Below are 13,680 nucleotides of genomic sequence, written 5' to 3'. Positions count from 1 at the left end.
TCTAGAACTTCACCGCGCCGCCGCTGATGCCCTGCACCAGGCGGCGCTGAATGAAGAAGCTGGCGATGACGACGGGGACGACGGCGATCAGGATGGCTGCGCTCATCGAGCCGATCTGCACGCCACGGAAGGTGTTGAAGCCGGCGATGGCCACCGGAAGGATCGCGGCCTTGCCCGGGGCGAGGATCAAGCCGTAGAACAGGTCGTTCCAGGACAGGGTGAAGCCGAAGATCGCCGCCGCCCCCATGCCGGGGAACACCTGGGGGAGGACGACTAGCCGGAACGCCTGGAACCGGGTGAACCCGTCGACTTGAGCTTGCTCCTCGAGCGACTGCGGGACCGCCTCGAAGAAGCCGATCAGGAACCAGGTGACCACGGGCAGAACGAAACTCAGGTGCGCGAAGATCACCGGAACCAGGGTGTCGTTGAGCCGCAGGGCGTAGGCCATGGTGAGGAACGGGAACACCAGCACCGCGGGTGGAAGCACCTGCGCGGCCAGCATCCCGAATCGGGTGGCGGTGCCGCCCGCCCGGTAGCGGGCGATGGCGTAGGCGCCCATGCTGCCGACCACGACGCTGATGCCGACGCATGTGAGCGCGACGATCGCGCTGCGGCCCGCCGCGGCGAGGATTCCCGACGACAGCACGTTGCGCCACCCGTCCAGCGTCGGGGCGAACGACAGCAGGAATGGATCATTGAGTTGCTCGGGGGTTTTGATGCTGGCCAGCGCAATCCACACCACGGGGAACAGCACCGAGACGCCCGCCGCCCAGAGCAGCGCAACGCGGCAGGTGGTCAAAGTCCTCGAGTTCCTCATGACTGCTTGGCCTTGTCCATCCTGCGGAACGCCACGACGATGACCGTCAGCACCAGAAGCAGCACGATGAACGCCATCGACGAGGCCGATCCGAGGCGGAAGAACTGAATTCCGGTCTGGTACACGAAGTACTGCAAGGTCTGGGTCTCGGTTCCTGGCCCGCCGCGGGTGGTGGCGAACACGTACTCGAAGACCTTCATCGCGTCCAGACAGCGCAGCATGATCGCCACCACGAGCACAGGAGCCAGCAGCGGCAGGGTCACCCGCCGAAGGACGTACCACCCACGGGCGCCGTCGACTCTGGCCGCCTCCAACGGTTCCCGCGGGATCGACTCCAAGCCTGCAAGCAGGAGCAGCACCATGAACGGCGTCCACTGCCACACGTCGATGAGGGCCAGCGTTAACAGCGCCTTGCCTGGGCCGAAGAAGTCGTAGTCGACACCGACGGCTTGCAGCAGGTGCGGTATGGCGCCGATCTGGTCGTTGAGCAGGAACCGGAAGATCAACCCGACGGCGATCGGCGTGATGAACATCGGTGCCAGCAGCATCGAGCGGGTGAGATCCTTTGCCCAGCGCTGTTTTTGCAGTGCCAGTGCGATCGCAAGGCCGATCACCAACTCCAAACCCACCGCCAGGAAGACGAACGTCGCGGTGGTGCCGAACGCCTCCCAGAACGCACTGTCGTGCACCGTCGCGACGTAGTTGTCGGCACCGACCAACTTCGGTGTGCCGTGGCTGGTCAGCTTGTAGTCGGTGATGCTCAGGTAGAACGCGTAACCGAGGGAGAAACCGACCACCCCGACGAAAAGAGCGACTAGGGGGGTGACCATGCCGTGTTTGAATTTCACGGTGGTCATCGCTCCTTTCGTGGGGTGGTCGGCTTCATGAGGGCTAGCCCCGGGGGGACGGGCTAGCCTTGGATCTTCTCTGCGGCGGCCTGTGCGGCGGCCAGAGCATCATCGACGCTCTTGGTGCCCGCGACGGCCTCGTTGAGTTCGGTGCCGACGGCCTGGATCATCTCCTCCCCGCTGGGGCCCTGGCTCAGAGGTGACGCATTGCCCAGGATCTGCTCGACGGTCGTGTAGTAGTCGGCGCCGTACTTGCCGCCGAGCACCGCCGGATCCTTCAGCGTGCTCTGCCGGATTGCGGCGCCACCCTTCTCGGTGCGCTGAACGTCATGCACCTTCGACGTGAGCCACGAGGCGAACGCCCAGCCCGCGTCCGACGCACCGGAGTTGGCAGGGATGGACCAGCTCCACGAGCCGAGCACCGCCTTGTCGCCGGGGATCGCGGCCAGCTTGAACTTGCCGGCCGACGGTCCCGAGCCGGGATCGTTGAGGGCGGGCAGATTCCAGTTGTAGCTGATCATCGACGCGGCCTGATCGCCAGACACCGACCGGAACGCCTCGTCGAACGCCCAGTTCAGGCTGTTCGGCGGTGCCGCGGTCTTGTAGGTGTCGATGTAGGCGTTCAGTGCTTGCTTGGCCTGCGGGGTGTTGAGGCTGACCTTGCCGTTCTGGTCGTAGATGGAACCACCGGCGGCGAAGAGCCAGTTACCCCACTCCTCGAAGATCTTGTACCCGCGCTGCGGCTGCATCGCGATGCCCGCCCTGGCACCGGACTTCAGCGCCTTGGACGTGCTGACCAACTCGTCGAGGGTCTTGGGTACCTCGAGCTTGGCCTGCGCCAAATAGTCGGTGTTGTACAGGTATCCGAGTGCGTAGTTGTAGAACGGCACGCCGTAGCGCACCCCGTCGACCGTGGTGATGTCGGTCAGCGAGGGAAAGAAGTCCTTCGCGTCGTAGTCGGGGGTGCCGTCGATTCTGGCATCCAGCGGCTGAAGGAACTTCGCGTTGGCGAAGTCCACCATCCACGGGTTGTCGACGATGATCAGATCGTAAGTGGGGGACGATGATTGGAACGACGACACCAGCTTGTCGCGCATCTGGTCGTAGGTCAGCGTCTCGATGTCGACCTTGACGTTCGGGTAGTCCTTGTTGAACTCGGGCACCATCGACTTGACGATGTCGGTGTCGGGCACGTTCTCCATCAGGATGCGCACCGTTCCCGCGACGTCCTTCGGGACCTCGCCGGTGCCGGTCGCGTGCGTCGGCTCGGGGCCGCCGCTGCCCGCGCACGCGCTGATGAGCAACGTCAGTACGGCCAGGAGTGCGAGTACGGGTGCGGCGAGGAACGGCCGCCTCCGCCGAGGTGTCGTACTTGGCGTGGTTTGCGTCAACTTCATTGCGGCACTGTTCCCTTCACTTGGTGGTGGATTCCCGGGGCGAGCGAAGCGACGGGGGAAAATGATCATCGGGTTCTGCTCGCCATGGCGTGGGATATCGGCGCCGTCGCGGTCCCGAGGTCGCGCCACATCGGGTAGGCGTCGTCGTACGCGGCTCGTCGGGCCCGGTCTGGCACGACGGGTGGGTCGAGGCTGACGAACCGGGCGGCGTCCGACCAATCGTCGAGGGCGCCGACGCCGATCGCGGCGATGATTGCAGCTCCGAGTGATGCACCGGGATGGCCACGGACGGGCCGCAATTCGATGCCGAGGACGTCGGCGTGGATCTGCTTCCACAGTGTGGACTTCGATCCGCCGTTGGTGATCATCACGCGGTTGGGCCGAATGCCGATGTCGGTGAACACGTCGACGTGGTGGCGGAATCCGAAGGCAATCGCCTCGAGCACCGATCGGTAGAGGTCCGCGCGGGTGTGCCCGAGGTGCATTCCGGCGAACACACCGCGCAGGTCTGGGTCGTGGATCGGGCTCTTCTCGCCGAGGAAGTACGGCAGGCACAGCACTTCGGCAGGTTTGGATGCCGCGGCCTCGTCGTCGAGGACGGCGAGATCGTCCCCGCCGATCAACGCCTGAAACCAGCGGATGAGGCTACCGCTGGTGGCCATGCACCCGTTCGGCAGCCACTGCCCTGGCACCGGGTGCGCGTCGAGGTAGAGCCGCTCGTCGACGACCCTGGTGTCGCTCGCGACCAGGATATCGCCTGCGCCACCGAGTTTCACCAATGCGTCGCCCGGCTTGTTCACCCCCGCGGCGAAGGCGGACAGCACGTGGTCGGCACCGCCGACGATGAGAGCGGTGCCTGCCGGCAGGCCCGTCTGCTCGGCGGCCTCCCTGCTCAGCTCGCCGACCCGGGTGCCCGGTCGGTGCACCGGCCCGACGGTGGCGGCGTCGAGGCCTGCGGCGGTGAGGACGGCGTCCGCGACGTCCCCGTCGATGGTGAACAGCCCCGACTCCAAAGCCCAGTTCTGCTCGACGTGGACCTCCGCGCCCAGCGCTGTGAGCACCCAGTCGTAGGACCCGACGTAGTGCGCCGTCCGGTCGTAGACGTCCGGTTCGTGGGTGCGCAGCCACACCGTGGTCGGCGCCACCGACTGCTGGGTCAGCGCCGAACCCGTCATCGCCACGAGGTCGACGCCGTCGAGTGCCGCGGCCAGTTCCCCGACCTCCCGGTGTGCCCTCGCATCGTTCTGAAGGATGGCGCGGCGCAACGGCTTTCCCGAGGAGTCGACGGCAACGACGGCGGGCACCATTCCCGACACCGCAACGGCCGCGACGGAGTCACCGCTGATTCCGCTGGTGCTCAACACTTCCCGGATGGATTCGACGGCGCCGGCGTACCACTGGTCGGTGTCGGCCTCGGCGAAACCCGGGCTCGGCGAGTACAGGGTCGTCTCGCGCGACGCCTGGGCGACGATGCCGCTCTTGGTGTCGAACAGCACGGTCTTGGTGCCCGTGGTGCCGACGTCGATGCCGATCGTGTGGATAGTCACGACGAATCCGCCTGTACTGCAGCGGAGTCCGTGTCCACGTGGCCCGCGACGCAGATGACGTCGACCCCCACCTCGCGTGCGGCGACCAGCGCGGGATGTCCCGGGTCGCCGTCGGTGACGATGACGTCGACCTGGGACAGTGCGGCGATGCGCACGAACGTGACCCGGCCGAGCTTGCTGTTGTCGGCGGCCACGATCACGCGGTCCGCCCGCCTGCTCGCCGCCCGCTTCACGCCGCTCTCGGCCTGGTGGTAGTCCGAGATGCCGCGCTCATCGTCGATGCCTGCCACGCCCATCACATAGGTGTCGCAGTTGTAGCCGGCCAGGGTTTCCTCGGCGGCGGGGCCGATCAGGCTGAGCTCGCCTGGCCGCAGCTCGCCGCCGGTCAGAACGACCGTGGTGTCGGGCTGGTCGATCAACTCCAGTGCGGCCAACAGGCTCGGGGTGACCACGGTCAGGCCGAGGCGTCGCCCCTTCAGCGAGCGTGCCACCGCCAGCGCGGTGCTGCCGGAGTCGAGGATGAGAGTCTCGCTGGGGCCGATGAGGTCGGCCACCGCGTCGGCGATGTGGCGCTTCTCCTCGGCGGCGTCGGCCACCCGGGTCGCGAACGACGGTTCGCTGTCCTTGCCCTTCAGTGCGATCGCGCCGCCCACCACCCGCCGGACCACGCCGAGTGTCTCCAGTGCTTCCACGTCGCGGCGGATCGTCATCTCGGAGACGTCGAAATCGGCGGCGAGTTCGGCGTACCCGACCTCGCGTTCGCTGCGGACACGCTGCTCGATGTGGTCCCTGCGGGTCTTGGCGTCCACGCTCAGATCCACCTCATGTGTGGAAAATTCACAGAAAATGCTCCGCTTTGCTGGACATTCACCGATCGGCTCGCGTTGATCGTGTGAATTTACAACAGAATCGTGTGGAACGTCCACACTTGACGCAAATTTTCTGCCGGGCGGCGCGCATGCGTCGTCGTGTCGGGTGTGGTGGGATCAACGCCATGGGTATCAAGGTGGCGCTGGAGCATCGCACCAGCTACACGTTCGACCGTCTGGTGGAGGTGTTTCCCCACGTCGTGCGGCTGCGACCGGCGCCGCACTCACGTACCCCGATCGAGGCCTACTCGCTGACCGTCGAGCCGGCCGACCACTTCGTGAACTGGCAGCAGGACGCGTTCGGCAACTTCATGGCGCGGCTGGTGTTCCCGTCCCGCACCCGCAGCCTCACCATCAACGTCGGCCTGATCGCCGATCTCAAGGTGATCAACCCGTTCGACTTCTTCATCGAGGAGTACGCCGAAACCGTCCCCTTCGAATACCCCAAGGCGCTGGCCGAGGACCTCAAGCCCTACCTGCGCCCGGTCGACGAGGGCGAGGAGGGATCGGGCCCAGGCGAGCTGGCGCAGGCGTGGGTGAAGGACTTCTCGGTCGCCACCGGCACGCGCACCATCGACTTCCTTGTCGCGCTCAACCATGCGATCAACGGGGACGTCGGCTACAGCCTGCGCATGGAACCCGGCGTGCAGACCCCCGACTTCACACTGCGCACCGGCATCGGATCCTGCCGCGACTCGGCCTGGCTGCTGGTGTCGATCCTGCGCCAGATGGGTCTGGCGGCCCGCTTCGTGTCCGGCTATCTGGTACAGCTGACCTCCGACGTGAAGGCGCTCGACGGTCCCTCCGGTCCGGCCGCCGACTTCACCGATCTGCACGCCTGGGCCGAGGTCTACATCCCCGGCGCCGGCTGGATCGGGCTCGACGCGACGTCGGGGCTGTTCGCCGGCGAGGGGCACATTCCGCTTTCGGCAACCCCGCATCCGGCGTCCTCTGCTCCGATCACCGGTGCCACCGAGATGGCCGAGACCACGCTCGACTTCTCCAACGTCGTGACCCGCGTGCACGAGGATCCGCGGGTGACGCTGCCGTACACCGACGCGGCGTGGGACGCCATCTGTGCGCTCGGCGCGCGGGTCGACGACCGCCTTGCCGCAGGGGACGTCCGCCTCACCGTGGGCGGCGAGCCGACGTTCGTGTCCATCGACAACCAGGTCGACCCGGAGTGGACCACCGACGCCGACGGGCCGCACAAGCGGCAGAGGGCCTCGGCGCTCGCGGCCCGGCTCAAGGCGCAGTGGGCTCCGCAGGGGCTGGTGCAACGCAGCCAGGGCAAGTGGTACCCGGGAGAACCGTTGCCGCGCTGGCAGATCGGCCTGTACTGGCGTGCCGACGGTGCGCCGTTGTGGACCAACGAGGCGCTGCTTGCCGATCCGTGGGCGGAGTCGCAGACGATCGAGGTGGCACCCGACGCCGGACGGCACCTGTTCGACGCGATCGTCGCGGGCCTCGGGCTACCCGCCACCCAGGTGCGTCCTGCGTATGAGGACGCCCTGAGCCGGCTGGCCACGTCGGTGCGCCAACCGGCGGGCGAACCGGTCGCGTCGGGCGACGATCTGGCGGCCGACGCCACCGACGCAAGGGCCGGGCTGCTGGCCAAACTCGAGACGCCCGTCGCCGAGCCCGTCGCCTACGTGTTGCCGCTGCACCGGCGCGACGACGACTCCGGGTGGGCCAGCGCGGACTGGCGTCTGCGCCGCGGTCGGATCGTCCTTCTCGACGGTGACTCACCCGCCGGTCTGCGGTTGCCACTCGACTCGATCAGCTGGCATCCACCGCGTCCGTCGTTCGACGCCGACCCGACGAGGCGCCACGGCGCCCTGATCGAACCAAAGACCGAGCAGCCGGCCGCCGTGGTGGAGGAGGCCGACGGTGCGCCCGTCACCGCGATGGTGGCCGAGGTACGAGACGGCCTGCTGTACGTGTTCCTTCCACCGACAGAGGAACTCGAGCACTTCGTCGATCTCGTCACCAGGATCGAGGCGGCCGCCGCCAAGACGGACTGTCCTGTGGTCATCGAGGGCTACGGACCACCCGCGGACCCGCGCCTGGTGACGATGTCCGTCACGCCCGACCCCGGTGTCATCGAGGTCAACGTCGCGCCGACGGCGAGTTTCGCCGAGCAGCGCCAGCAGTTGGAGACCCTCTACGAGGAGGCGCGCCTGACCCGGCTGTCCACCGAGTCGTTCGACTTCGACGGCACCCACGGCGGGACCGGCGGCGGCAACCACATCACGCTCGGCGGCATCACTCCTGCCGAGTCCCCAATGCTGCGCAGGCCCGACCTTCTGGTGTCGATGCTCACCTACTGGCAGCGCCACCCCGCGCTGTCCTACCTGTTCGCCGGCCGCTTCATCGGCACCACGTCGCAAGCGCCCCGGGCCGACGAGGGCCGCTCGGACTCGCTCTACGAACTGGAGATCGCGTTCGCCGAGATCGCCAGGATCACGGACGGTGGCGACAACTCAGGTCATGGTCGCTCCGCAAGCTCCGCTCCGTGGGTGACCGACCGCGCGCTGCGCCACCTGCTCACCGACATCACCGGCAACACCCACCGCGCCGAGTTCTGCATCGACAAGCTGTACAGCCCCGACAGTCCGCGTGGCCGCCTCGGCATCCTGGAGTTGCGCGGCTTCGAGATGCCCCCGCACTTCCAGATGGCGATGGTGCAGTCGCTGCTGGTGCGGTCCTTGGTGTCGTGGTTCTGGGACGAGCCGCTGCGCGCGCCGCTGATCCGGCACGGCGCCAACCTGCACGGCCGATACCTGTTGCCGCACTTCCTGATTCACGACATCGCCGATGTCGCCGCCGACCTGAGAACGCACGGCGTTCACTTCGACACCAGCTGGCTTGACCCCTTCACCGAGTTCCGCTTCCCGCGCATCGGCACCGCGGTGTTCGACGGCGTCGAGATCGAGTTGCGCGGAGCCATCGAGCCGTGGAACGTGCTCGGCGAGGAGTCCACCGCAGGCGGCACCGCCCGCTACGTCGACTCGTCGGTGGAACGCGTCCAGGTCCGGCTCATCGGCGCTGACCGGCACCGCTATGTCGTCACTGCCAACGGCCACCCCATCCCGCTACTGGCCACCGACAACTCCGACGTTCAGGTCGGCGGGGTGCGTTACCGCGCCTGGCAGCCGCCGAGCGCACTGCACCCGACCATCACCGTCGACGGGCCACTGCGCTTCGAACTCATCGACGCAGGCACCGGAATGTCGCGCGGTGGCTGCACCTACCACGTGTCCCATCCCGGCGGCCGGTCCTATGACAACCCACCCGTCAACGCCGTGGAAGCCGAGTCCCGCCGCGGCAGACGCTTCGAAGCGACCGGATTCACACCGGGTCAGGTCGACATGTCCGACATCCGCGAGAAGCAGGCCCGCCAGAGCACCGATGTGGGCGCGCCGGGGATCTTGGATCTGCGCCGGGTGCGTACCGTTCTGCGTTGATGGTGCTTCGTGCGAGCGGCTCACCCGAGCCGACCCCTTCCGTGATCGACGGCGATGCCGTGCTGGCCGGATACCGTGCCGCGCGCGCCCAGAAGACCCTCTTCGACGTTCGCGACGGGGCGGGCACCGGCTACGACGAGCTCGTCGACGCGGCGGGCAACGTCCGGCCCGCCTGGCAGGAACTCGCCGAATGCGTGGGGGAGCGCGGTCGCGGCGGCCTGAACCGGCTGCGCTCGGTCGTCCGAGGACTCGTCGACAACGACGGCATTACGTTCGTGCAGGTCGACCCCCACGGCGATGCCATCACCAACGGCGACGGCACGGGGGTGCCGGGCCCGTGGCATCTCGACGCGTTGCCGCTGCTGATTTCGGCGTCGGACTGGGACGTCCTCGAGTCCGGTCTGGTGCAGCGCTCCCGATTGCTCGACGCCGTGCTCGCCGACCTCTACGGGCCACGCCGTTCGATCACCAGCGGCACGCTGCCCCCGGCACTGGTGTTCGGCCATCCCGGTTACGTGCGGGCCGCCCGTGGCATCGACGTGCCAGGGCGCCATCAGTTGTTCCTGCACGGCTGCGACGTCAGCCGCGCAGCGACGGGCGAGTTCCTGGTGAATGCCGACTGGACGCAGGCGCCGTCCGGCGCCGGCTATGCGATGGCCGACCGCCGCGTGGTGGCGCACGCCATTCCCGACCTCTATGAGCGGATCGGGCCGCGGCCAGCCTCGCCGTGGGCGCAGGCGCTGCGGCTGGCGCTGATCGACGCCGCACCCGAGTCCGCCGAGGAACCCGTCGTGGTGGTGCTCAGTCCGGGCATCCACTCCGAGACGGCATTCGACCAGGCGTACCTGGCGAGCGTGTTGGGCTTCCCGTTGGTGGAGAACGCCGACCTGGTGGTCCGCGACGGCAGGCTGTGGATGCGCTCGCTCGGCACGCTCAAGCGCGTCGACGTGGTGCTGCGTCGCGTCGACGCCGAATACGCCGACCCACTCGACCTGCGCCCCGACTCGCGGCTCGGCGTCGTCGGGCTGGTCGAAGTCTTGCGCCGTGGGGCGGTGACCGTGGTCAACACCCTCGGCAGCGGCATCCTGGAAAGCCCAGGGCTGCTTCGCTTCCTGCCCGAACTGGCCGAGTTACTGCTCGGTGAGAAGCCGCTGCTGAACACCGCGCCTGCGTACTGGGGCGGCATCGACCTGGAGCGGTCGCATCTGCTGGCCCACCTGTCGACGCTGCTGATCAAACCGGTGACCGGCGGTGAAACGATCATCGGGCCCGCACTATCGACGTCGCAGCGCAAGGATCTCGCCGCGCGGATCGGCGCAACGCCATGGCAGTGGGTGGGCCAGGAGTTGCCGCAATTCTCGTCGGCCCCAACGGACCTGAATCCTGGCGGGTTGTCGGCGGGCAGCGTCGGCATGCGGCTGTTCACCGTCGCGCAGCGGGGCGGGTTTGCCCCGATGATCGGTGGGCTCGGTTATCTGCTGGCCCCCGGCAACGCGGCTTACAAGCTGAACACCGTTGCGGCCAAGGACATCTGGGTGCGCACGCCGGCCCGGGTGACGGCCGAGCGGATTCCTTCGCCGTCCGTGGACCTGCCCGCGATGACACCGAGTCCGACGCGCGCGGTCAGCTCACCCCGCGTGCTGTCCGATCTCTTCTGGCTCGGTCGCTACGCCGAACGGGCGGAGAGCATGGCGCGGATGCTCACCGTGACCCGCGAGCGCTATCACGAATTCCGGTACCGCAGGGAACTCGCAGGCAGCGAATGCGTGCCGGTATTGCTGGCCGCGCTCGGCACGATCACCGGAACCAATACGGGAGCCGACGGCGACGACGCCGAGATGGTGGCCACCGCACCGACGACGCTCTGGTCGCTCACCGCCGACCGGCACCGCCCCGGCGGGCTGGCGCAGTCGGTCGAACGCCTCGGTCTGAGCGCGCGCGCGGTGCGCGACCAGATGTCCAACGACACCTGGATGGTGCTGGCCGCGGTGGAGCGCGCAGTCGTGCACCCGGGTGGGCCGCCCGAATCGCCCAGCGAGGGCGAGTCCTATCTGGCGACCGCGCACAGCCAGACGCTCGCCGGCATGCTGGCCCTGTCCGGGGTCGCTGCCGAGTCGATGGTGCAGGACGTCGGCTGGACCATGATGGACATCGGCAAGCGCATCGAGCGGGGCATTTGGCTGACGGCTCTACTGAGTGCCACGCTCACCACCGTGCGCAGTCCCGGTGCCGAGCAGACGATTACCGAGTCGACGCTGGTGGCCTGCGAGTCGTCGGTGATCTACCGCAGGCGCATGCTTGGCAAGGTCAGTGTGGCCGCGGTGGCGGACCTGGTGCTGTTCGACGGGGAGAACCCGCGGTCGCTGGCCTATCAGTTCGAGCGGTTGCGCACCGACCTCAAGGCGCTGCCCTCGTCGTCGGGGTCGACCAAGCCGGAACGGTTGATCGACGAGGTCGCCGCGCGGCTGCGCCGGCTGGACCCTGCTGACATGGAAGCCGTGACGCCAGAAGGCAAACGGGCCGAACTTGCCGAGCTCCTCGGTGGCATGCACGCCGATCTGCGCGAGTTGTCGGGCCTGATCACCGCGACCCATCTGTCACTGCCCGGCGGCATGCAGCCGCTGTGGGGACCCGATGAGCGGCGCGTGATGCCGTGAGTACCGGTGCTGGGGGTCCCCCCGCTTGCGGGGGAGAGCGAAGCGACCCGGGGAATGGTTTGAGCTCTGACGGACCGATGGCGGGCGGTGGCCGGAGCTACGAGGTGACGCACCGGACCGTGTACAAGTACTCCGACGACGTGACCAGCTCGTACGGCCGGGGCTTCCTCACTCCAAGGGACTTGCCACGGCAACGCTGCCTGTCGCACGAGTTGGTGCTCGACCCCGAGGCCGCGGACAGCTCGACGAGCCGTGACGTGTACGGCAACATCAGCTCGTACTTCCACGTCACCGAGCGGCACAGGACCCTGTCGGTCACCAGCCACTCGATCGTCGACGTGGACCCGCCCCCCGCCGAGCTGTACGGCAGCGGTTCGGCGAAGGCGCCGTGGGAGATCTCGCGTCCGGTCGGACCCGATGCGGCGCTGGCCGTCGAGTTCACCCTGGATCTGCAGCCGGCCGAGATCACCGACGAGGTACGCGCTTACGCCGCACCGAGTTTCGAACCGGGACGGCCCTTGATCGAGGTGCTGCGCAACCTGAACGCGCGGATCTACTCGGACTTCACCTACCGCTCGGGGTCGACGACGGTGTCCACTCAGGTCGGCGAAGTTCTGGCTGCCCGCGAGGGGGTATGCCAGGATTTCGCGCGGCTGGCGATAGCCTGCCTGCGCGCCAACGGTCTCGCCGCCAGTTACGTCTCCGGGTATCTCGCAACGGACCCGCCACCGGGAAAGGAACGCATGGTCGGCATCGACGCGACGCACGCCTGGGCATCGGTATGGACGCCGCAAAACCAGTGGCTTGGCCTCGATCCCACCAACGACCAGATGGTCGACGAGCGGTACATCGTGGTGGGTTTCGGCCGCGACTACGCCGACGTGCCGCCGCTGCGGGGAATCATCTACACCGACTCGGAGAAGAGTGTGATCGACGTGTCCGTGGACGTCGCGCCGTTCGAGGGCGGAGTCCTGCGTGCGTGACTTCACCTGTCCCAATTGCGGACAGCGGTTGGCATTCGAGAATTCCGTCTGCCTGTCGTGCGGCAGCGCGCTCGGTTTCTCGCTGAACGACATGGCGCTGTTGGTCATCGCCCCAGGGGAGGAGAGCGAGCACGCAGGCGCGGTCGACGAGCGCGAGTACCGGCTCTGCGCGAATCTTCATCTGGCCGAATGCAACTGGCTGGTCGAGAAGTATCCTGCGGGGCAGCTGTGCGCGTCGTGCGCACTGACCCGCACCCGCCCTGCAGACGGCGACGTCAAGGCCTTGGCGGCGTTCGCGGTCGCGGAGAAGGCCAAGCGGCGGCTGATCGTCGAACTGCACGAGCTGAAGCTGCCGATCGTCGGCCGCGACGAGGACGTCAACTACGGGCTCGCGTTCGACCTGCTGTCCAGCGAGACCGAGAAGGTCTTCACCGGGCACCACAACGGCGTCATCACCCTCGACCTCGCCGAGGGCGACGACGTGCACCGCGAGCAGTTGCGGATCGCGATGGCCGAGCCATATCGAACACTGTTGGGCCACTTCCGCCACGAGATCGGGCACTACTACTTCTATCGCCTGATCGGACCGTCGGCCGACAACGCCGTGCGCTTCACCGACCTGTTCGGTGATCCGAACACCGACTATCAGGCCGCGCTGGACAGGCACTACCGCAACGGCGCCCCGCCCGGATGGGCGAAGAACTTCGTGTCCTCCTACGCCAGCATGCATCCCGCGGAGGACTGGGCCGAGACGTTCGCGCACTACCTGCACATCCGCGACACCCTCGACACGTCGGCGGCGTTCGGGTTCGCCCCGTCGGGGGCCACCTTGGAGCGACGAACACTGGGCCCCAGCGGGTTCGACACGATCATCGAGATGTGGCTACCTCTGGCATGGGGGCTGAACATGGTGAACCGGTCGATGGGCAAGGAAGACATCTACCCGTTCTTGCTGCCCCCCGCGGTACTGAACAAGATGCGGTTCATCCACACCGTCATCGACGAGAAGCAGGCGTAGGCAAGTCTGCGCAGGACCGGCCCCACGCACGCGGGTGGCCTGCTGAACCAATCGGCGCCCGGAATCGTGATGAGGAC

At 67.6% G+C, this 13,680-nt stretch carries 9 protein-coding genes; 4 read left to right on the top strand and 5 right to left on the bottom strand.

Going from position 1 to position 13,680, the window contains the following annotated elements; all coding sequences use genetic code 11:
- Position 1: 1 nt before the first annotated feature.
- From HNP02_RS01825 to HNP02_RS01805, 5 genes are all read right to left on the bottom strand, one after another.
- Positions 2 to 817, bottom strand: a complete 816-nt coding sequence (locus tag HNP02_RS01825) for a carbohydrate ABC transporter permease (protein ID WP_184433741.1) — start codon at positions 815 to 817, stop codon at positions 2 to 4.
- Entirely contained in the window at positions 814 to 1,665 is an 852-nt protein-coding gene (locus HNP02_RS01820) for a carbohydrate ABC transporter permease (protein ID WP_184434935.1), read from the bottom strand. The genes HNP02_RS01825 and HNP02_RS01820 overlap by 4 nt, the downstream gene beginning before the upstream one ends.
- 62 nt (positions 1,666 to 1,727) lie before the next feature.
- Positions 1,728 to 3,062, bottom strand: coding sequence for an ABC transporter substrate-binding protein (locus HNP02_RS01815; protein WP_184433738.1), 1,335 nt, complete (start codon positions 3,060 to 3,062; stop codon positions 1,728 to 1,730).
- A gap of 65 nt (positions 3,063 to 3,127) precedes the next feature.
- Entirely contained in the window at positions 3,128 to 4,609 is a 1,482-nt protein-coding gene (locus HNP02_RS01810; protein ID WP_184433735.1) for an FGGY-family carbohydrate kinase, read from the bottom strand.
- Positions 4,606 to 5,424, bottom strand: coding sequence for a DeoR/GlpR family DNA-binding transcription regulator (locus HNP02_RS01805; protein WP_184434932.1), 819 nt, complete (start codon positions 5,422 to 5,424; stop codon positions 4,606 to 4,608). Before HNP02_RS01805 ends, HNP02_RS01810 begins: the two co-directional genes overlap by 4 nt.
- Positions 5,425 to 5,603: 179 nt before the next feature.
- Here HNP02_RS01805 and HNP02_RS01800 point away from each other — a divergent pair, with 179 nt between their 5' ends.
- The 4 genes from HNP02_RS01800 (at position 5,604) to HNP02_RS01785 (ending at position 13,603) form a co-directional block, all read left to right on the top strand.
- Entirely contained in the window at positions 5,604 to 8,945 is a 3,342-nt protein-coding gene (locus HNP02_RS01800) for a DUF2126 domain-containing protein (protein WP_184433732.1), read from the top strand.
- A complete protein-coding gene (locus tag HNP02_RS01795; protein WP_184433729.1) occupies positions 8,945 to 11,602 on the top strand; it encodes a circularly permuted type 2 ATP-grasp protein in 2,658 nt (885 codons plus the stop codon). The genes HNP02_RS01800 and HNP02_RS01795 overlap by 1 nt, the downstream gene beginning before the upstream one ends.
- Positions 11,603 to 11,679: 77 nt before the next feature.
- Positions 11,680 to 12,585, top strand: a complete 906-nt coding sequence (locus HNP02_RS01790; protein ID WP_184434929.1) for a transglutaminase family protein — start codon at positions 11,680 to 11,682, stop codon at positions 12,583 to 12,585.
- Complete coding sequence (locus HNP02_RS01785; protein WP_184433726.1) at positions 12,578 to 13,603, top strand: putative zinc-binding metallopeptidase; 1,026 nt, start codon at positions 12,578 to 12,580, stop codon at positions 13,601 to 13,603. Before HNP02_RS01790 ends, HNP02_RS01785 begins: the two co-directional genes overlap by 8 nt.
- The last annotated feature ends 77 nt before the right edge of the window (positions 13,604 to 13,680 follow it).

The organism is Mycobacterium sp. AZCC_0083 (genome assembly GCF_014202335.1).
Classification (GTDB): domain Bacteria; phylum Actinomycetota; class Actinomycetes; order Mycobacteriales; family Mycobacteriaceae; genus Mycobacterium.
Note: the sequence above shows the minus strand (reverse complement) of the source record. Positions and strands in the feature narration are given on the sequence as shown.